Here is a 20,331-nt window from a genome sequence, read left to right on the forward strand (position 1 = left end):
AAGGATTGCAAATGACGGCGCTGCTGGTGCGTGGCGGGAAGCCGCTGACGGGGCGGATCGAACCTTCGGCGAACAAGAACGCGGTGCTGCCGGTGCTGTGCGCGACGCTGCTGACCGATGCGCCGGTGACCTTGCGCAACGTGCCGGAGATCACCGACGTGATCCGGATCGTCGCGTTCTTCGGCGAGCTTGGCAGCACGATCGCCTGGGACAAGGAAGCCAAGGTGCTGGAGATCGATCATTCGACGATCCCCGCAGGGGCCAAGGGCACCCTGCCGCAAGCGATGCGCGCTTCCATCATGATGATCCCGGGCCTGCTGCATCGCCTGGGCGAGGCCCGCCTGGAGCATGAGGTGAAGGGCTGCACGCTGGGCGCGCGCGAGATCGACCCGCATGTCGCGGTGTTCCGCGCCTTCGGTGCCGAGGTCAGCCAGACCGGCGGGCAGATCATCTTCCGCGCTGGTGCCGCAGGCCAACCCGCGCGCATGTGGCTGGAATATGCCAGCGTCACCACGACCGAGAACTTCATCCTCAGCGCGCTTACGGTCAGCGGATCGTCGCAGATCGTCAACGCCGCATGCGAGCCGCATGTGCAGGAGATGTGCACCTTCCTGGAGCAGTGCGGAGCCCGGATCGACGGCAAGGGCACGTCCATGGTCACGGTGGAGCGCACAGCCGAACTAACCGGCGCCGACTATACCTTCATCGAAGATTTCCACGAGGTTGCGACCTTCCTGGCGCTGGCGGCGGTAACCGGCGGCGACATTGCGGTGCGCAACGCTCATCCCGAACACTTCATGCTGATCGACCGCACCTTCGCCAAGTTCGGTGCCGAGGTGCGCCACGAGGATGGCTGGTCCCGGCTGCAGGCGCCGGAGCGGCTGCGCGTGGAAGGCAATTTCACCAGTCACCTGATCACCAAGGTGGAGGCCGCGCCCTGGCCCTACGTTCCGGCAGACCTGCTGCCGATCTTCATCGCGCTGGGCGCGCGGGCCGAGGGACAGATGATGTTCTGGAACAAGGTCTATGAAGGCGGCCTGACCTGGCACACGGAACTGAGCCTCTTCGGCGCACATACCCTGCTGTGCGATCCGCACCGGCTGATCACCTTTGGCGGCGCACCGCTGGCGCCGGCGACCGTCACCAGCCCCTACATCATCCGCGTCGCCATTGCCTTGCTGATGGTTGCCAGCAGCATCGAAGGGGAGTCGACCATCCTGGATGCTGACCCCATCCGGCGCGCGCATCCCGGCTTCGTGGACAATTTCGTCAACCTGGGCGCTGACGTGCAGTGGGTGAAGTGACCGCCGATCCGGCGATGCTGGGCGCAGATGCGGCCTGGCCCGTGTGGGACGGGGAGGCGCCGGCCGGCGCCTTCACCCTGCAGGATGGTGCCGCAACGCCGGAACAGGCGGTGGTCGCCGCGGTCGCTCATCCGGTGTTGCTGGGCTTTACTCCGGCGCAGCCGAACGGGCGGGCCATGCTGGTGCTTGGCGGGGGCGGCTACACCGCGCTGATGGCCGGTCGTGAAGGCGTGGCCGTGGCACGCTGGCTGACCGGGCTGGGCTATCACGCCTATGTCCTGATCCACCGCTTCCCCGATGCGGACCACGGTCCGGCCGCTCCGCTGGACGATGCGCGCCAGGCAATGCGCCTGATCCGCGGGATGGGGCAGGCGGAGCTGGGCGTGGTCGGCCTGTCCTCCGGCGGGCACCTCGCGGCCTGTCTGGCGGCTGATTATCCGGCGGAATGGACGGAGCGGACCGGCCCTCATGCAGAACATGACACACGGCCGGACGTGCTGGTGATCGGCTATGCCCCGATTTCCACCAACGCCGCTGGCCGCACGATCATCGCGGACAAGCCACCGCTGCCGCCGGTCGAGAAGCAGGCCATGTATGACCGGCTGCAACCCGATGCGCAGCTGCGTGCCGGACCGCCGCCATGCTTCATCACCTATGCCGGCAACGATCCCGTGGTGCCGGTCGAGAATGCCCGCCGACTGCATGCCGCGTGGGAGCGTGCCGGCGCCAATGCCGAGCTGCATGTCTTCGCCGATGCGCCGCACGGCTTCGCGCTCGACACGCAGGACCTGCCGGTGGCGATCTGGCCCCAATTGTGCGAGGCATGGCTGCGGCAGGTCGGCTTCCTGAAGTGATAGCTTCCGCCTGGTTCCATATCTCGAGGTGCGCGACGGCATGACGAAGCCATGGACATGCCTGCTCAGCAGCGGCTTGATGGTGTTGGCGACCCTGTCCCAGTCCGCCCTGGGGCAAGAGGCCGCGCGCTACGACGCGGTGCATTCCGGAACGCCCTGGTTCGATCAGCGCGGCCTTCCGGTCAGCGCCCATGGTGCCGGCATCATCAGGGTAGGCGACACCTTTTACCTGTTCGGTGAAGCGCACCGGGACATGACCAACGCCTTTGCCGGGTTCAACTGCTACTCTTCCACCGACCTTGTGAACTGGCGCTTCGAAAGCGTGGCCCTGCCGATGCAGCCGTCAGGTGCGCTGGGGCCGGAAACCGTAGGCGAGCGGCCGAAGGTCATGCGTTCGCCGACAACCGGCGAGTACGTCATGTTCATGCATGCCGACGCCATCGACTATCGCGGGCAGTTTGTCGGCTATGCCACCGCAAAGGACGTGACCGGGCCTTACACGTACCAGGGGCCACTGCTGTTCGACGGGGCCCCGATCAGGAAATGGGACATGGGCACGTTCCAGGACCATGATGGCGCGGGCTATGTGTTACTGCATGGCGGCGACATCTACCGTCTGGCAGATGATTACCGGAGCGTGCGGGAGCAGGTGAACGTCGCCATGGCACACGGCTTCGAGTCCCCGGCGATGTTCCGGAAGGGCGACACCTACTACTTCCTGGGATCGAACCTGACGGGGTGGGAGCGGAACGACAATTACTACTTTACTGCGCGTGACTTGGCTGGTCCCTGGACACGGCAGGGGTTCGTCGCGCCGGAAGGAACGCTGACCTGGAATTCGCAGGTGACCTTTGTGCTGCCGATCGCCGGCGAGCGCGAGACTACCTTCATGTTCATGGGGGATCGCTGGTCCTATCCGCGTCAGGCCAGCGCCGCAACCTATGTGTGGCAGCCGCTCATCATGGAGAATGACCGGATAGCCATGCCGGCATTCCGCGAGGCCTGGCGCATCGATACCGCGAATGGCGTGGTGATGCCGGGGCCGGAGATCGGCGAGACGATCACGCATGACGATCCGCGCGTGCGCTTTGCCGGTGCGTGGCGGCAGGCGGACGCTGATCTGCCGGCCCATCGCGTGACTGACGACCGGACGGCATCATTCTCGCTGACCTTCACCGGCACGCAAGCCAGCCTCTACAGCGTGGCACGGCCCGACGGCGGCTATGCACGCGTGAGCCTGCGGGATGATCAGGGAGACGAAGTGCTGTCGGCGACGATCGACATGTACTCGAAATATCCGGTATCGAGTGCCCGCTTCGTGACCCCGCTCCTCCCCCGCGGAACCTACACGATCAGCGCCTCTGTCGTCGGAGACGGCTGGTACTGGGTCAACAAGCGCGGCGAACGGTCTGGCAGTCAGGGCCATGCAATCACTTTCGACCGGCTGGACGTGCGCCAGTAGCACTACGTCCGCCGTCACGCAGCGGGCACCTGCAATGCGTCGATCAGCGCGCGCAGGGCCGGCGTGACCTGCCGGCTGGGGTAATACAGGTAGCATCCCGCGAAGCTGGGGCACCATTCGTCCAGCACCTGGATCAGCCGCCCATCGGCGATCTCGTCAGCGACATCTGCCTCCAGCATGTAGCCGAGCCCGGCGCCGCCCCGCACCGCCGCCGCCGACAGTATCTCGTCATTGACGATCAGCTGCCCTTCCGGCCGGACCCGTACCTCGCGGCCGTCATGCTCGAACTCCCACGGCAGCAGGCCGCCGCCGCCGAGCAGCCGGTAATTGACGCAGCGATGCTGCGCCAGGTCGGCCGGCGTTGCCGGTCGCGGATTTCGTTCGAAGTAAGCGGGGGTGCCCACCACCACCGTACGGAGGTCCGGTCCGACGCGGACGGCCACCATGTCCCGCTCGACCGACTCGCCGAAGCGGATGCCGGCATCGAACCCGTTTGCGACCAGATCGATCAGGCGATCGTCCACGATCACCTCCAGCAGGATATCGGGATGATCTTGCAGGAACCGGGGCATGGCGGGTGCCAGCACCATTCGTGCGGCCGAACAGAAGGTCGTGACCCGCAGCGTGCCCGATGGCGCCCCGCGCCAGTCGGCCAAGGCCGACAGGCCGCGTGCGACCTCCGCCAGCGCGGGATCGAGCGAGCGCAGCAGACGCTCCCCCGCCGGCGTCGGCGCAACGCTGCGGGTGGTGCGGGCAAGCAGACGGACCCCCAGCCGCTGCTCCAGCCCACGCATCGCGTGGCTGAGTGCCGAGGGTGACAGGCGCAGCTCGGCTGCGGCCCGGGTGAAGCTGCGGGCTCGTGCCACCGCGGCGAAGGCTGCCAGATCATCCAGTTCACCGCGCTTCATTGCTGCATGTCCTTCACAAGGCCTTGCCGGTTGCACCCTCTAATCGCGGGGCACGTCACCCGCTACCTTCCCGTTATTGAAAACGGAGATTCAACAATGGACCTGACACACTATCGCACCCTGGGCCGGTCGGGTCTGGCGGTCAGCCCTTTTGCACTGGGTACCATGACCTTTGGCACCGGCCGCTGGGGTACGGACGAGGCAACATCGCGCGCGATCTTCGAAGCCTATGTCGATGCGGGCGGCAATTTCGTCGATACTGCCGATGTGTATTCCGGCGGCGCGGGCGAACAGATGCTCGGCCGCCTCGTCGCCGAGCGCGGCCTGCGAGACCGGCTGGTGATCGCCACCAAGTCCGGCTTCGCCCGGACGCAGGGCACACCCCTGGCCGGCGGCAATAGCGCCCGCAACATCCGCGACGGCATCGAAGGATCATTGCGGCGGCTCGGCACCGACTACATCGACATGTACTGGACCCATGTGTGGGACCGTACCACCCCGCCGGAGGAAGTGCTGCGCGGGCTGACCGATGCGGTACGCCGGGGCGAGATCCTGTATTACGGCTTCTCCAATGCGCCTGCCTGGTACGTCGCGCAGATCGCGACGCTGGCCCGTGCTCACGGACTGCCGCAGCCGGTCGGCTTGCAGTACAGCTATTCCCTGATCGATCGCGGGGTCGAGCTGGAGGTGGTGCCTGCGGGGCGGTCGCTGGGGCTGGGGACGGTCGCGTGGAGCCCGCTTGGCGCAGGGCTGCTCACCGGCAAATACGGGCGGGACAAGCTGGCGAGCCAAGGCGGTGCCGGCAGCCTGCCCGATAGCGCCGGAGGGGTGCCGGAAGGTGGCAGCGACGGAAGGCTGAACGGCGACAATCCGTTCGGCGGCATGCTGTTCACGGAGCAGAACTTCGCCGTGGTCGATGTCGTGCGCGCGGTCGCGGCGGAGCTCGGGCGTCCGATGGCGCAGGTCGCGCTGGCCTGGCTAGTGAACCGGCCGGGCGTCTCGTCAGTGCTGATCGGTGCCAGCCGGGCGGAACAGCTGCACCAGAACCTGGCCGCGCTCGATATCGTGCTGGATGCCGACCATCAGGCGCGGCTCGATGCGGCAGGCGCGCTGCCGCTGTTGAACCCGTATTTCATCTTCGACCTGCCGCGGCCCGTCATCTTCGGCGGTCAGGATGTTCAGCCCTGGCGCTAGAAGCAGGTGCGCCGGAAGCTATCGCGGATCTCCTCCATGGAAGTTTCCGGCCGCGCCCGCACTCTGCCGTCAGGCCTGCGGGATCCGGGCAATCACCTTGATCTCGAAATCGAAGCCCGCCAGCCAGGTCACGCCTACTGCAGTCCAGTTGGGGAAGGGCGGTCGGGCGAAGATATCGTTCTTGACCTTCATCACCGTCGGAAACTGCTGTTCGGGATCGGTGTGGAATGTGGTGACGTCCACCAGATCGTCGAGCCCGCATCCGGCCGTCTGCAGCACGCCTTGCAGATTGGCGAAGGCGCGACGCACCTGCGCCTCGAAGTCCGGCTCGGGCGAGCCGTCCGCGCGGCTGCCGACCTGGCCGGAGACGAACAGCAGGTCGCCGGACCGGATTGCCGCCGAGTAGCCGTGCTGTTCGTACAGGGCATGGCGATCTGGCGGGAAGATGATCTGGCGGTCTGACATCGATGTTCCTTTCTCTGTGCGACGGCGACGATCAGAAATGCTCCGCCGTCATGTCACATGCGTCATGTATGTGAATAGGTGTTGCGAGCAGGCCGGTCAATGCCACATACATCATGTATCTGGTTTGGAGAGCGAGATGAGTGCCGGCAGGCGCGCGCAGAGCACGCAGGAGAACCGCGCCCGGATGGTCACCGCGGCGCGCAAGGCCTTTGCCGCCAACGGCTATGTCGCGGCATCAATGGACGACCTCACCGCCGATGCCGGCCTGAGCCGCGGCGCGCTGTATCACGGCTTCGGCGGCAAGGCGGGCCTGCTTGCCGTCGTGGTCGAGCAGATCGACAGCGAGATGGCTGCACGGGCCCAGCAGGCTGGCGCTGCGCAGCCTGACAGGTGGAACGCTCTGCTGGCCGAAGCGGCGGCCTATATCGAGATGGCGCTGGAGCCGGAGATCCGCCGCATCGTGCTGCTGGACGGTCCGGCGATCCTGGGCGATCCGTCGCTCTGGCCCAGCCAGAATGCCTGCCTCGCGCTGACGCGTTCTGCTGTCGCCGACCTGATCGCGGATGGGACCATGCAGCGGGTTGACGTGGAGGCCGCCGCGCGCCTGCTGAACGGCGCCGCGCTGAACGCGGCATTGTGGCTGGCGTCGAGCGAGGATCCGCAGCGGCAGCTGCCCGATGCCATCGCAGCCTTCCGCATCATGGCATCGGGCTTCCTCCAGGACTCCCGCCGCTGAACCGCTGCGGTGGCGCCACGTTGCGCCACCGATCAGTCGCCTCCGGTTTCCCTCGCCGGGTGGTTAAGTGCGGCCAGCGCCTGCCCGAACCGGTCTTCCTTCTCGGCATTGCGGAGGAAGTTGACCCGTTGCACCAGGATCTCGGGCGGGGTGGGTACCTGGGAGAACAGGCTCATCACCTCCGCCACGAACGCCTCCAGCGGCAGGTAGCCCTTGCGGGTCTCCTGCCCAGGCGTCAGGCCGGTCTGGACTGCGGGCGGCACCAGCTCGATCACTTCGACCTTGCCGCGCAGCGCCTCTCGCAGCGACACGGTATAGGAGTGGATGGCGGCCTTGGTCGCATTGTAGGTCGGCGTTGCCAGCATCGGCACGAACGCCAGGCCGGAGCTGACATTGATGATCGCGGCGTCCGGCCGGGCCACCAGATGATCGACCAGCGCGTTGGTTAGCCGGATCGGGCCAAGCAGGTTCGTGGCGATCGTCGCCTCCGCATCGGCAAGGTTGCGGGTCCGGTCCAGCTGCTCGGTCCGCATGATGCCTGCATTGTTGAACAGCACGTTCACCGCGGGATGATCCGCCAGCAGGCGCCGGGTAAAATCGGCCACTCCTGCCGCGTCCTCTACGTCAAGCTCGATCGCGTGCATGTTCGGACGGCCGGCAATGGCGCTTTCCAGCGCCTCCCGTCGTCGTCCGGCGATGATGACCGTGTTGCCGGCATCATGGAACCGCTGCGCCAGCGCTTCGCCGATGCCTGAGCCTCCGCCGGTGACAAGGATGGTGTTGCCGCTCGTCTTCATGCTGTGCTCTCCATGTGTGTATGCCGTGACAGGATCAGCCGAGGTCAGGCCGCTTGCGCCATGACCATGACCGGGATGGTCGGCAGGTTGTAGACGATGTGCGCCATCGTGCCGGGCCAGACCGAACGGGTACGCCGGAACAGGTCGCCGGCAACCAGCCCCAGCAGCAGGGCAACCGGCAGGACGATGTTGATGCCATGCATCAGGGCGAAGATCACCGCCCCGCCAACCACCCCGACCAGCGCGCCGAACCGCAGCAGCCCGTTCGTCACAACGCCGCGGAACAGGAACTCCTCCCCTACCGGCGTCAGGATGCCCAGCAGGATCGTTGCCGTGACCAGTTGCGCGGTTCCTCCGCTGCCGCCGGTGGCGTAGATCTCCTGCGGGCTGGCCGGCAGTCCGATCGCGGACCCCCCCAGCAGGACCAGCAATCCCTTCGCCAGGAAGGCGACGATCCCGGCGCCTGCACCGATCAGCAGCCAACGCCGGGCAACCGGACGGACGCCGTAGAATGCCGGGGCCCGGCGGCGCAGCACCCAGGCCGCGCCGAAGCCGGCAAAGCCGGCGAGCGCGGACCATCCGGTCAGCAGCAGGCCCGGCATCGCAGGCGGCAGCCCTGTCCGGAGCAGCAGGATGGCGCCGCCAAACCCGACCAGTGCCATGCCGGCGAGGCCTGCCGCGATCTCCGCCAGCGACGGATGCATGGTTGCGCGGCCGTCATCCATCATGTCGGATTTGGCAGCTATCAAGATCATCGACTCCTACGGGCGTGCATGGCTCGCATCGTAAACTCGGAAGGCGGCGAATGGTTCGTCGCCGGGCTGTTCGGCGTGCGAAGACGGCCGGGCACGCCGGCCGGTAGCACGACCAGCTTGCAGAAGACCCGGCCCTTTGCTGCGGTCGTGGCGTTGTCATGCCGGGGGATTGCCGGCGACGGCAGTGCCCGCCTTTTCCCTGTTACCGTCGAGGATCGATCGTGCCCGTCACCGACATCGCCACCCGCGTCTATGACCATGGCTGGCGCCTCGACCCTGTCGTGCGCAGCCTGCTGGACACCGACTTCTACAAGCTGCCGATGCTGCAGATGATCCGGCACCTGCATCCGGAGGTGCAGGCGACCTTCTCGCTGATCAACCGCACCACATCCGTCAGGCTGGCGGAGACGGTCGATGAAGCGGAGCTGCGCGAGCAGCTCGACCATGCCCGGACGTTGCGGTTCTCCAAGAAGGAGCTGATCTGGCTGGCGGGCAACAACTTCTACGGCAAGCGGCGCATGTTCGCGCCCGAGTTCATCGACTGGCTCGCGACCTTTCAGCTGTCCGATTACGAACTCCGGACAGTGGATGGACAGTTCGAGCTGACCTTCAGTGGTCCCTGGACCCATACTACCATGTGGGAGATCCCGGCACTCACGATCCTCAACGAACTGCGGTCCCGCATGGCGCTGAAGGGCAAGGGCCGCTTCGAGCTCGATGTGCTCTATGCCCGCGCCAAGGCGAAGCTGTGGAGCAAGGTCGAGCAGTTGCGCACGCTTCCCGACCTCGTCCTCTCCGACTTCGGCACCCGCCGCCGACACAGCTTCCTGTGGCAGCGATGGTGTGTGGAGGCGTTGCGGGAAGGGCTGGGCTCCCGCTTCGTCGGCAGCTCGAACGTCCTGCTGGCGATGGACAACGATCTGGAGGCGATCGGGACCAATGCGCATGAACTGCCCATGGTTCTGGCGGCTCTGGCGCAAGACGATGCCGGTGTCGCAGCAGCGCCGTACCGGGTGCTGGAGGAGTGGCAGGCGCATTATGACGGCAATCTGCTGGTCGTGCTGCCCGATGCGTTCGGCACCACCGCCTTTCTGCGCGATGCGCCAAAATGGCTGGCGGACTGGACCGGGTTCCGCCCGGACTCGATGCCGCCGATCGAAGGGGGCGAGCAGATCATGGCCTGGTGGCAGGCGCACGGCCGTGATCCCGCCACCAAGCTGCTCATCTTCTCCGACGCCATGGACGTCGACAGCATCCAGGCGACCTACCGCCATTTTCAAGGCCGGGTACGGATGAGCTTCGGCTGGGGTACCAATCTCACCAATGATTTTCGTGGCTGCGATCCTGCGGGCGGTACCGGTCTGGAGCCGATCTCACTGGTGGCCAAGGTAACCAGCGCCAATGGCCGCCCGGTGGTGAAGCTGTCCGACAATCCGGCCAAGGCGACCGGTGATCCGGCCGAGATTGCGCGATACCTGCGGATCTTCGGGCGGGACGGGCGCGTGGAGCAGATGCCGGTGGTCTGATCGGCGACCCTCCGATTGCTGGCCGCAACCATGGCCGGCCTGCGTCGTTGGACATGGATGATCGCATCCTGGCCATCCCGATTGTGGATCATCCGCCACGGCGAAAGTGCCGGCAATGTCGCGCGCGCCGCCGCCTATGCCGCCGGGGCCGAGCGGATCGACGTGACGCTGCGTGACATGGACGTGCCGCTGTCGCCGAACGGATGCGAGCAGGCGGCGGCACTCGGCCGGTGGTTCGCGCGCCGGCCGGTCGAGGAACGTCCGGAAGTGCTGCTCGCCTCGCCCTACCTGCGTGCGCGGGACACGGCACGCCTGTTCCAGGAGGCGGGTGGCTGCGATGCTGCCGAGCCGATCTGCCTGGACGAGCGGCTGCGCGAAAAGGAGTTCGGCATCCTCGACGGGCTTACCACCGCCGGGATCGCGCGGCACGAGCCGCAGCAGGCGGAAGCGCGCCGCAGCCTGGGGAAGTTCTACCATCGCCCACCCGGCGGGGAGAGCTGGTGCGACGTGATCCTGCGGTTGCGATCGCTGATGGACACGGTTGCGCTGCATCATGCCGGACGTCCGGTGATGATCTTCGCGCACCAGGTGGTCGTGCTCTGCCTGCGCTACGTGCTGGAGGGCATGGACGAGGAACAGATCCTGGCGATCGACCGCACGGGCAACATCGGCAATTGCGCGATCACCGAATATCGCTTCGACGCGGCGGGGGGCAAGGATGGCGGCATGGTGCTGACCCGCTTCAACGCCACCGCCGCGCTGGACGGCGAGGAGGCGCTGCCCACTGCCGAGCCGCGCCACCGGCTGCCTCCGGCATGACCTCGCTCGATGCAGTCTGGCGCGGCGATCACCCGCTGCCGCCAGTTGCGGCAGACAGCACGAAGAAGAGCCGTGGCCGGGTGCTGGTCATCGGCGGGGCGCAGCGCCTGCCCGGCGCCATCCGCCTGACCGGCGAGGCAGCCCTGCGGGTCGGTGCCGGCCGGGTACGCATCGCCACCCTGCAGTCCCACGCCGCCATGCTGGGCATGTTCTTCCCGGAGGCCGGCATTATCGGACTGCCGGAACAGGACGGTGAACTGATGCCGGGTCCGCCGGAGCTGCTGGCCGGGCAGGTGGTGGCGCACAACGCGGTAGTTCTAGGGCCGGGCATGGCCGACAAAGGGGCGGCCGCGCGGCTGATTACGGCACTGGGCCTCGTGTCGGCCCCCGACACGGCCCTGCTGCTGGACGCGGCGGCCGTGGCATGCGCCGCGCCGCTGCGTGACCAGTTGCGAGGCTATGCCGAACGGCTGGTGCTGACACCGCACGCCGGCGAGATGGCCGCGCTTTCCGGTCTGGGCGAGGCGGAGGTCACCGCCAACCCGGCTTCGGTCGCGCAGAAGATGGCCGAGCGGTTCGACGCGATCGTGGCGCTGAAGGGACCGGAAACGGTGATCGCCGAGCCGGATGGTGCGCTGCTGCACTTCCGTAGCGAGTGTGCCGGGCTGGCCACCGCCGGTTCCGGCGATGTGCTGGCGGGGATCATCGGCGGGCTGCTGGCGCGCGGGGCCGATCCGCTGGCGGCAACCGCCTGGGGCGTCTGGCTGCATGCCGAAGCCGGCCATGCCTGTGCTGTCAGGATCGGCCCGGTCGGCTTCCTGGCACGCGACCTGCTGGGCGAGGTGCCCGGCCTGCTGCCCCGGTGATCAGTCCGCAGCCACAGCCACGCTCAGGATCTCGATCGCATCCTCGATCCCGCCGAACGGCAGCAGGTCGCCTGCCTCGGCGCCCAGCATCGCCCGGCTCAACGGCGCGTTGAAGGAGATCAGGCCCGCAGCAGGCGCCGCCTCGTCATCGCCCACGATCCGCAGGGTGCGGGGATTGTCGTTGAGGCTGAAACGCACCTCCGTACCGAACTCCACCTTCTCGCCCGCGGGCACCGGCGCCAGTTCGGCAGACACCTGCCGCGCACGCCAGTATCGCAGGTCGCGCTGCAGGCTGGTGACGGCCGCCGGATCGTCCGCCTTTGCCGCATCAGCTTCCAGTTCGGCGATGCGCGCTTCAATCAGTCGCAGCCCGCGCGCGGTCACGAGGTTGGGCCCGGCCGGGATCGGCAGCTCGAACTTCGGCTCCAGATGCTCCTCGTCGCTTTCGCGGCGGAAGGCGACGCTCATCAGCGCTTCTTCTTCGTGATGGTGGCGGTGAAGTCCGGATCCTTGTTCGCCACCCAGTCCACGAACTTGCGCACGGCCGGGTTGAGCAGCAGGCCATCCACATCCATCCCGTGACGCTGCAGTTCGGAATTGGTGAAGTTGGCGGTCAGCGTCTGCTGGCAGATCGGGTGCATCGGCACCGTGTCGCGCCCCCCGCGGCTCTTGGGCACAGGATGGTGCCACACGATCGTCTCGCCCGTTGGCCGGCCGCACAGCCAGCACGGCACGGCGGGCGCAGGTGCCTCGTCCTCGGCGGGGTCTTCATAAGGTCCATGCTTGGGATGCTTGCGGGCCAACGTGTCTGCCTTGAACGAATTGCTTTCCGAAGACGCTTTATAGGGCGTGCCGCCGGCATTGCCACGGGGACGGCTCGTCGCCTGCCTGGCCGCAGTACCCTGCGATTGTTGCTGCAGTGCACAAGTTTCGTAACGTGGAGGTAACAAACCGGTCCCACCGGCCGTGGCGCAACACGGGGTCGAGCGACCGCCCGGCGACGGGGCGGTCCAAGAACAAGGCAGGGATACGCAAGCCATGACATCTTCGAACAGAAGCGGCGCGATCGCGCGCCTGCTGGCTGGCAGCGCATTGCTCGTCGCCACCACGCTGCCGGCCTTCGCGCAGCAGGATGTCTCCGCTCCGGCAGCCAACCAGGTGGAAGCCGACGGCGAAGACGGGTCGGCCGACGACAACGTCATCATGGTTACGGGCTACCAGGGCAGCCTGCTCGAAGCGATCGACATCAAGCGCAACACGATCGGCTTCTCGGACAGCATCGTCGCCACCGACATCTCGGACTTCCCGGAACAGAACCTTTCCGAAGCGTTGCAGCGCCTGCCAGGCGTTACCATCGAACGGGATCGCGGCCTGGGCACGCGCGTCAACGTGCGCGGTCTGCCATCCGAATACACCTTCGTGTCCATCAACAAGCTGGCGACCGCGTCCGGCAGCGGCGGTCGCGATGTCGAGTTCGACATCTTTGCGTCCGAACTGATCCAGACCGTCACCGTGCACAAGTCGCCCGTCGCGTCGGACGAGGAGGGCGGCATCGCCGGCTCGGTCGCGATCAGCACCGCCCGGCCGTTCGACAATCCGGGCCTGCGGGTGGTCGGCACGCTGGAGGGCGCCTACAACACCATTTCCGAAAAGGTCGACCCGCTGTTCAGCGTGCTGGCCAGTGACACGTTCGGCGATTTCGGCGTGCTGGTATCGTTCGCCAGCCAGCAGCGCACCAACCGGACCGACAGCAATTCCGGCATCAACTTCCGCCCGATCTCCCGCTGGACCGACCGCAACAATGCGCAGACGCGGCAGGCGCTGGCCGTTCTGCAGCGTGACGCCGGCATCGTGTTCGACAATGTCCGCAATCCGGACGGGGTCAACCGGGTCGTGTTCCTGGACAAGGTGGGTGATCGCGTGTTCCTGGACGATCAGGAACGCTACGGCCTGTCGGGCTCCATCCAGTACAAGCCAGGTGACGATTTCAGCCTCAGCTTCGATGGATTCGTCGGCGCCTACGACACCGATGTCGATGAATATGACGTCGCCGGCTATTCCGCTTCCAGCACCTCCACTCTGGGCATCATCCATGATTACGACGACACGACGCTGGCCAATGACGGCATCGTGGTGCTGCGCGACGTGTCCTACACCCGCACGCAGCACGAATTCCTCAGCAAGGAGTACCTCAACCGCACCGATTACAGGCAGTTCGGCGGAGAGCTGAACTGGACGCCGGGGCGCTGGGCCATCAACGTGCTGGGCGGCTATTCCGGGGCGGAGAAGTCGGTCGATTTCTCCAACCTCAAGCATGTCGCCTATGCGCCGTCGCGCACCCGCTACACCGCCACAGGGGGCGAGACGATCCCCAGCGACGATCCGAACACGATCGACATGTACAACGCGCCCGGCAGCTACCTGTTCGAAGCGTACGAGACCACGCGGGAGCAGATCCAGGACGACAAGTACGCCGCGCAGGCGGATGTGTCGCACTTCTTTGACGGCGTGCTGGAGCGGGTCAATCTGGGCGTGCGCTTCACGTCCAAGACCAATGAACGCCAGTATGGCGAGGAGAAGATCCAGGGCCCGACCCGCGGCAGCACCGCCTATCTGAACCGGCGTACGCTGGCCGACAGCCCGCTGGAGGACGTCACCGCGATCACCGGCGGCAAGGCCTATCAGGCGCGCGACCTGAACTGGGCGCAGGTGTCCAACAGCTATGCCCGCGACTTCTTCCGGCCGGACGGGTTCGAGACACCTTTCGGAGATGGCAATTACTACAAGGTGCAGGAAGAAACCTGGGCCGCCTGGGCGCAGGCGAACCTGGAATGGGATCTCGGCAGCGTGCCGGTGCTCGTCAATGGTGGCGTCCGCTACGTCAACACCAAGGTTGAGTCCGAAGGGTTCCAGCAGGTCCAGAACACCGACGGTTCGACAGGCTACACCGATGCCCCCGTGGCGAGCGACGGCCGCTACGACAAGTTCCTGCCATCGATGAACGTACAGGCCGAACCGCTGCCCGACCTGCTGCTGCGCGCTGCTGCCTCGCAGACGCTGATCCGCCCCGCGCTGACCGATCTCGCCTACAAGCGCACCGCCAACTTCAACAGCTTTCGCTTCAATGATGGCAATCCCGGCCTGCGGCCGACCTTCGCCGACCAGTGGGAAGCGGGGCTGGAGTACTACCTGCCGGGCGGCGGGCTGCTGTCCGCGTCCTATTTCTGGAAGAAGATCAAGGGCGTCATCAACAACCAGCTGACCGGGACCGTGCCCGGCGTCACCAAGTACAATGCCAACGGCACGATCGACGGCGTGTACGATTTCGAAGTTTACCAGCCGGTCAATGCCGATGGTTCCTTCACGGTGAAGGGCGTGGAACTGGCGGCGGTGCTGCCCTTCGGCATGTTCGTGCCGGCGCTGGACGGACTGGGCCTCAACGCCAACTACACGGTGCTCGACAGCTCGCTGACAGGACAGTCCGATCTCGGCATCGACACATCGCCGATCGGCCTGGCCGACAATACCTACAACGTGACGCTGTACTGGGACAACGGGCCACTGGCGGCGCGCGCCTCCTACAACCGCAAGAGCGAGTATGTGGAATACATCCAGAACAACAACTACCCGGTCTATCGCGACGGATACGGGCAGGTTGACGTTGCGGTCAGTTACCAGCTGACGCCCAACTTCCGCCTGGAGGCGCAGGGCATCAACGTCACGGAGGAGGCGACCACCGGCTACACCATGGATCCTTCCTTCCCCACGATGTACGAATTCTCCGGCGCCCGGTACAGCCTGGGCGTACGGGCGCAGTTCTGATGAGGACGCCAGCCATGCTTTTCCGCACATTCCTTCTCGCTACGGCCCTCCTGACCGCGCCCGCTCTGGCGCAGGAGGCCGCGCCGGATCTGTCGCGTGCCGCGCACGGTGACCTGACGCAGCCGGGCGGTGCCCGCCGGATCGAAGGCGACCGGACGGAGCAGTTCCGGCAGCTGATCGACGGCGCGCGCCCCCGCAACGTGATCCTGCTGATCGGCGACGGCATGGGCGATTCCGAGATCACCGTGGCGCGCAACTATGCGGTGGGGGCCGGCGGCTACTTCGCAGGGATCGACGCGCTGCCCGTCACCGGGGCCTACACGCATTATTCGCTCAACAAGGACGATCACAAGCCCAACTACGTGACGGACTCCGCCGCCAGCGCGACCGCCTGGGCGATCGGGGTCAAGAGCTACAACGGCGCGATCGGCGTCGACGTCAACGGCGCCCCGCATTCCAGCATCCTCGAACTGGCGAAGGCGGCAGGCCTTGCCACCGGCGACGTGACCACGGCCGAGATCCAGGACGCGACGCCAGCGGCGCTGGTCGCGCATGTCACCAGTCGTAGCTGCTACGGACCTGTGGCAACCAGCGCGACCTGTCCCGGCAACGCGCTGGAGAATGGCGGCGCGGGTTCCATCACGGAACAGTTGCTGGCACTGCGGCCGGACCTGGTGCTGGGCGGCGGCGCACGCAGCTTCGACGAGACGGCGACCGCCGGCGAATGGCAAGGCAAGACCCTGTTCCAGCAGGCGGCTGATCGGGGATACCACGTCGTGCGCAATGCGGCCGGGCTGGCGGCGGTGGATGCGGCCGATGCGACCCGCCCGCTGCTGGGCCTGTTCTCTGTCGGGACCATGCCGGTCCGCTGGACGGGACCGGTGGCGGCCCGCCGCGGCAATCTGGACGAAGCGCCGATCCGCTGCGAAGTCAACGCCCAGCGCACGGCCGACATCCCGACCCTGGCCGACATGACCACCAAGGCGATCGCGCTGCTGCGCGACCGGCCGGCCGGCTTCTTCCTGCAGGTGGAGGGCGCCTCCATCGACAAGCAGGACCATGCCGCCAATCCGTGCGGCCAGATTGGCGAGACGGTCGACCTGGACGAGGCGGTGCAGGTGGCGCTGCAATTCGCGCGGGAGCAGGGCGACACGCTGGTGATCGTCACCGCCGATCATGCGCATACCAGCCAGATCGTCGGCAACGACACCCGCTCGCCCGGCCTCACCCGGTCGCTGATCACGCATGACGATGCGGTGATGACGGTGAACTACGCCACGGCGGAGGAAGGGTCGCAGGCGCATACCGGCACCCAGCTGCGTATCGCCGCCTACGGCCCCCAGGCGGCGAACGTGGCCGGCCTGATCGACCAGACCGATCTGTTCTACATCATGCGTGACGCGCTCGGACTGGAGTCACCTGCCCGCTAGTCCTGCAGGCGAGGCGGCCGGGTCGAGCCCGGCCGCTGCTGGATCAGGCGATCACAGGCGCCCGCGGATGCCGACCAGGAAGGTCGTACCCGGCTTGTACTCGTTGAAGGTTGCGTTCGGGAACTGGAAGTAGCTCGAGATCGGCTCGTTGGTGATGTTGATCACGTTCACCGTCACCGTCGGCAACTGCTCCCGCCCGAAGATCTCCGCCAGATCCACATTGCCGGAGAAGTCCAGCTGGCCGAAGTCACGGCCGAAGATGGCTGCTTCGGTAATGCCGTTCTGGTTCGGGTTCGATCCCTGCGACCCTTCATTGAAGACATAGGTCAGCCGGGCGGATAGCCCGTTGCCTTCGTAATAGCCCGTCGCGGTGTAGGTGGTCGGCGCCACGCCCAAGGCTACGGCGGGCGCACCCTGGCCCTGACCCTTCTGGTCGATGATCGTCAGGTTGCCCTGGAAGCCGAAGCCGGTGATGCCGGCCCATTCGGTCGCGAAATCCAGCGGCTGGGTCAGCTGGAACTCCAGCCCGTTCACGATCAGCTTGCCGTCCGAATTGACCTGCTGGGTAATCACGACCGGGATGTTCTCCGGCGCCACGCCCGGTGCACGATCCGTCAGCGCCAGCTGCTGCTGCTGGGTCAGGGTGGCGAAGGTGATGCCGTACGGCGCCAGGAAGGACAGCGGCACCGTGGAGTTCTGGTTCACGGTGAAGCCGGTGATCGACTTGCGGAACGCCGCCACGGCGATCACGCCCTCTCCGCCGGTGTAATATTCGAACCCGAGGTCAATATTGTCGGAGATGTACGGATCAAGTGACTGATTACCAACGGTCCCGATGTCGGCCGATGGTGACGTGAACGACGCGCCGGGCAACAGCGAGTTCGGGTCCGGCCGGGTCAGGGTCTGCGAAACGGACGCGCGCAGCACCGCCTCCTGCCCGAAGCTGAGCGCCGCGCTCAGCGATGGCAGGAAGTTGTCGTAACGCTGCTGGTCATCCACGAAGCTGACCACGGCGGGGTAGCACGATCCATCGAGCGTGAAGCCGGGCGATGCGCCCGGGCAAACCAGCGGGCCACGCACGTTGCGCGGGTCCACGCCGGTAACCCGCCCGATGATCTGTTGCCGCGTGCGGATCCAGCGCGCGCCGCCATTCAGCCGGAGCGTCTTGTCGTCGCCGAACTCCACAATGCCGTTGCCTTCCACGAACAGCCCCAGCACCTTTTCACGGATCCGGCCGCCATTGGCGCCGCTGCTGCCCGAACCGGTCTCCGTCGCGCCGGCCAGCAGCTCGTCGTAATTGGTGGCTTCACGGAACTTGTCCCAGTCGACGGTGACGAAGCCGCTGTCCCCCGGCCGCAGATAGCTGGGCACGGCCGCCGTGGGGACCACCGATCCGCCCCAGCTCAGCGGCGGGACGCCCGCGGTACCCACCGTGCCATAGGCAGGGTAGGTCGGATAACCGGGCGCGATCGCCACACCGGGCACCTGCGGTCCGGGCGCATTGGCGCCATCGCATGGTGGCTGTCGGTTGGGGCCGGGCAGGGTGACACTGGGATTGTTGCCGCAGATCAGGTTCTGCCACGGATTGGTGTTGTCGAACGGCCGGATCTGGCGCTGCACGTCATCATAGGCGCCGCCCACCCGCACGCTGAAGCGTGTCTCGTCGCCGAACAGCAGGCTGCCACGCACGCCCTTTGTCTCGGTCCGGCGCTCCTCGCCGTTCAGGTTGACGCGGCCACCGCCGGCCCAGCCGAACAGGCTGGGGTCGTTCAGGTCGACATTGCTGTCCACCTGCGGGATCGTGCCGTCGTTGGCGTAATCCACCACGATGCCGCTGTTCGCCGGCGTGATGACCAGCACGGTCGGGCTTTCCCGGCGGAAGTTGCTGCGCGACCAGTTGACCTGCAAATCGCCCTTCAGCAGATCGTTGACGATGAAGTCGATACCCGGATTGACGCCCCAGAAATCCACCTCGTCCAGATAGGGGCGGTATTCCAGGAAGAACTGCGAATTTGCGTAGGTGCCGGCGGTCACCACGCACCCCGTCGCGCAATTCTGCTGGTCGTAGGTCGTATTGAGCGGGATGGCGGCACCGTTGCGGCCGACCCAGTTCATCGAACTGCGCTCGAACTCCGTCTTGCGTTCGCCATACAGGCCATCGATGTAGAAATGCAGCGCGTCGCTCGGCCGCCACTCTAAGGAGGCGATCGCGTTGTAACGCTGGCGGTATCCGTCTTCGACCCGCGGGCGGCTGAGCCGCGGGATCAGGCCGTTGTCGATCTGCTCGATGGTCGCGCCGGGATTGTTGGCCAGCAGGAAGCCCTGGTCGATCGTCGCACCGGGGGTCAGGCCGGCGCCCGGGCGCGTGGGCACAGTCGCGGGAATGGTCCAGTTGCCGCCACCGGTCGTGTTGCGGGTGGTGCCGGGCCGCTGTGCGGCGCTGAGATTGGGGTTGGTCCACCCGATCGTCTCGTAGCCCTGCACGTTGAACTGGTTGCGCACTGCGGTGCCGCCGACCAGGACGCCGAAGTCGCCGAACGTGCTGCTGGCAAGCGCATAGGCGCGATAGCCGTACTTGTCGGACTGGCTGACCTTGGAACCCTGCAGGCCATAGCTGAGATAGGCCTCCGGATTGTCGAACGGCCGCGCGGAACGCAGGTTCACGGTACCGGCCGCGCCACCTTCCACCTGGCTTGGAACCGGCGACTTGCTGACCGTCAGCTGCGTGAACAGTTCGGTCGGCAGCAAATCCAGATCGACCTCGCGATTGGTGCTCTGCGCGTCGAACCGCACCGATGCTACCGCTACCGGCGCGCCGTTCAGCAGTACGCGGGTGAAGTTGGTGCCCAGGCCGCGAATGGCGACGCTGGTGCCCTCGCCGGTGACCTCGCGCGCGATGGTGACGCCGGGGATGCGGTTCACGGACTCGGCGATGTTGGTGTCGGGAAACTTGCCGATATCCTCGGCAAAGATGCTGTCGTTGAAGCCGATCGAATCACGCTTGGCCGCGGTCTGGCTCTGCAGCGAGGCGCGGAAGCCGGTAACCACGATCTCGCTGTTGCCCGTGGCAGACGGGTCGGCAGGAGCGGGCGAGTCGTCGTCGATCGCGGTGGGCGCAGTCTGGCCGGCGCCGTCGGTCTGCTGTGGATCGGCACTCTGCTGCGTGCTGCTGGTGGAGGAGGCGGTGGGTGCCGGCGGGCCCTGGCTCGGGCTCGTCTGCGCGAGGGCGGGCCAGGCGGTGCTGGCCAGCAACACGGCCGTCAGGGTGGCAGCCCGATGAAGGGCAATGGCGGTGGATCGCATCTTATCCTCTCCTGTCACTCGACCTCTATGTGTCGATCTGTCACGATGTTAACGTGAACATGCAGGCGTGGCAATTCGCAAATGCCGTGC

17 protein-coding genes are annotated in these 20,331 nt (G+C 66.5%); 10 read left to right on the top strand and 7 right to left on the bottom strand.

Annotated elements, in window-relative coordinates; translation table 11 throughout:
* Positions 1 to 11: 11 nt before the first annotated feature.
* The 3 genes from PK98_RS04225 to PK98_RS04235 all read left to right on the top strand — a co-directional run bounded on the left by PK98_RS04225 (position 12) and on the right by PK98_RS04235 (position 3,620).
* The gene (locus PK98_RS04225; protein ID WP_039094533.1) at positions 12 to 1,304 is read left to right on the top strand and encodes a UDP-N-acetylglucosamine 1-carboxyvinyltransferase; all 1,293 of its coding nucleotides are present in this window, start codon (positions 12 to 14) and stop codon (positions 1,302 to 1,304) included.
* Positions 1,292 to 2,158, top strand: a complete 867-nt coding sequence (locus PK98_RS04230; protein ID WP_235425392.1) for an alpha/beta hydrolase — start codon at positions 1,292 to 1,294, stop codon at positions 2,156 to 2,158. The genes PK98_RS04225 and PK98_RS04230 overlap by 13 nt, the downstream gene beginning before the upstream one ends.
* Before the next feature lie 79 nt (positions 2,159 to 2,237).
* Positions 2,238 to 3,620 (top strand): family 43 glycosylhydrolase, encoded by a 1,383-nt coding sequence (locus tag PK98_RS04235; RefSeq protein WP_200884969.1) that lies wholly within the window; start codon positions 2,238 to 2,240, stop codon positions 3,618 to 3,620.
* 14 nt (positions 3,621 to 3,634) lie between these two features.
* On the opposite strand, the gene PK98_RS04240 is transcribed toward PK98_RS04235, so the two are convergent.
* Positions 3,635 to 4,528, bottom strand: a complete 894-nt coding sequence (locus PK98_RS04240) for a LysR family transcriptional regulator (RefSeq protein WP_039094535.1) — start codon at positions 4,526 to 4,528, stop codon at positions 3,635 to 3,637.
* 96 nt (positions 4,529 to 4,624) lie between these two features.
* Between PK98_RS04240 and PK98_RS04245 the strand changes: the two genes are divergently transcribed.
* Entirely contained in the window at positions 4,625 to 5,722 is a 1,098-nt protein-coding gene (locus PK98_RS04245) for an aldo/keto reductase (RefSeq protein WP_039094537.1), read from the top strand.
* A 69-nt stretch (positions 5,723 to 5,791) separates the two neighbouring features.
* Here PK98_RS04245 and PK98_RS04250 read toward each other — a convergent pair whose 3' ends face one another.
* Complete coding sequence (locus PK98_RS04250; protein WP_039094539.1) at positions 5,792 to 6,187, bottom strand: RidA family protein; 396 nt, start codon at positions 6,185 to 6,187, stop codon at positions 5,792 to 5,794.
* Between the two features lie 136 nt (positions 6,188 to 6,323).
* Here PK98_RS04250 and PK98_RS04255 point away from each other — a divergent pair, with 136 nt between their 5' ends.
* Positions 6,324 to 6,923 carry a TetR/AcrR family transcriptional regulator gene (locus tag PK98_RS04255; RefSeq protein WP_039094541.1) on the top strand — a complete coding sequence of 200 codons (600 nt, stop codon included), beginning with the start codon at positions 6,324 to 6,326 and terminating at the stop codon, positions 6,921 to 6,923.
* Between the two features lie 32 nt (positions 6,924 to 6,955).
* Here the strand turns inward: PK98_RS04255 and PK98_RS04260 are convergent, their stop codons facing one another.
* Complete coding sequence (locus PK98_RS04260) at positions 6,956 to 7,720, bottom strand: SDR family oxidoreductase (RefSeq protein ID WP_039094543.1); 765 nt, start codon at positions 7,718 to 7,720, stop codon at positions 6,956 to 6,958.
* Between the two features lie 44 nt (positions 7,721 to 7,764).
* Positions 7,765 to 8,469, bottom strand: a complete 705-nt coding sequence (locus PK98_RS04265) for a CPBP family intramembrane glutamic endopeptidase (RefSeq protein WP_200884970.1) — start codon at positions 8,467 to 8,469, stop codon at positions 7,765 to 7,767.
* Between the two features lie 227 nt (positions 8,470 to 8,696).
* On the opposite strand from PK98_RS04265, the gene pncB reads away from it, so the two are divergent.
* The 3 genes from pncB to PK98_RS04280 are packed head-to-tail and all read left to right on the top strand — an operon-like array spanning position 8,697 to position 11,686.
* Positions 8,697 to 10,001: a nicotinate phosphoribosyltransferase gene (pncB, locus tag PK98_RS04270; RefSeq protein WP_039094544.1), complete on the top strand. Its 1,305-nt coding sequence runs from the start codon at positions 8,697 to 8,699 to the stop codon at positions 9,999 to 10,001.
* A gap of 57 nt (positions 10,002 to 10,058) precedes the next feature.
* The gene (locus PK98_RS04275) at positions 10,059 to 10,820 is read left to right on the top strand and encodes a histidine phosphatase family protein (RefSeq protein ID WP_039096224.1); all 762 of its coding nucleotides are present in this window, start codon (positions 10,059 to 10,061) and stop codon (positions 10,818 to 10,820) included.
* Entirely contained in the window at positions 10,817 to 11,686 is an 870-nt protein-coding gene (locus PK98_RS04280) for an NAD(P)H-hydrate dehydratase (RefSeq protein WP_039094545.1), read from the top strand. The genes PK98_RS04275 and PK98_RS04280 overlap by 4 nt, the downstream gene beginning before the upstream one ends.
* Here the strand turns inward: PK98_RS04280 and PK98_RS04285 are convergent, their stop codons facing one another.
* Together PK98_RS04285 and PK98_RS04290 are read right to left on the bottom strand one after the other, a co-directional pair.
* Positions 11,687 to 12,154, bottom strand: coding sequence for a GreA/GreB family elongation factor (locus tag PK98_RS04285; protein ID WP_039094546.1), 468 nt, complete (start codon positions 12,152 to 12,154; stop codon positions 11,687 to 11,689).
* Complete coding sequence (locus tag PK98_RS04290) at positions 12,154 to 12,489, bottom strand: hypothetical protein (RefSeq protein WP_039094547.1); 336 nt, start codon at positions 12,487 to 12,489, stop codon at positions 12,154 to 12,156. Before PK98_RS04290 ends, PK98_RS04285 begins: the two co-directional genes overlap by 1 nt.
* A gap of 235 nt (positions 12,490 to 12,724) precedes the next feature.
* On the opposite strand from PK98_RS04290, the gene PK98_RS04295 reads away from it, so the two are divergent.
* Together PK98_RS04295 and phoA are read left to right on the top strand one after the other, a co-directional pair.
* The gene (locus tag PK98_RS04295) at positions 12,725 to 15,508 is read left to right on the top strand and encodes a TonB-dependent receptor (protein ID WP_039094551.1); all 2,784 of its coding nucleotides are present in this window, start codon (positions 12,725 to 12,727) and stop codon (positions 15,506 to 15,508) included.
* Between the two features lie 14 nt (positions 15,509 to 15,522).
* Positions 15,523 to 16,938, top strand: a complete 1,416-nt coding sequence (phoA, locus tag PK98_RS04300; protein WP_039094553.1) for an alkaline phosphatase — start codon at positions 15,523 to 15,525, stop codon at positions 16,936 to 16,938.
* A 51-nt stretch (positions 16,939 to 16,989) separates the two neighbouring features.
* Here the strand turns inward: phoA and PK98_RS04305 are convergent, their stop codons facing one another.
* Positions 16,990 to 20,241 (bottom strand): TonB-dependent receptor, encoded by a 3,252-nt coding sequence (locus tag PK98_RS04305; RefSeq protein ID WP_081996033.1) that lies wholly within the window; start codon positions 20,239 to 20,241, stop codon positions 16,990 to 16,992.
* Positions 20,242 to 20,331: the final 90 nt, after the last annotated feature.

Source organism: Croceibacterium mercuriale (genome assembly GCF_000802385.1).
Classification (GTDB): Bacteria; Pseudomonadota; Alphaproteobacteria; order Sphingomonadales; family Sphingomonadaceae; genus Croceibacterium; species Croceibacterium mercuriale.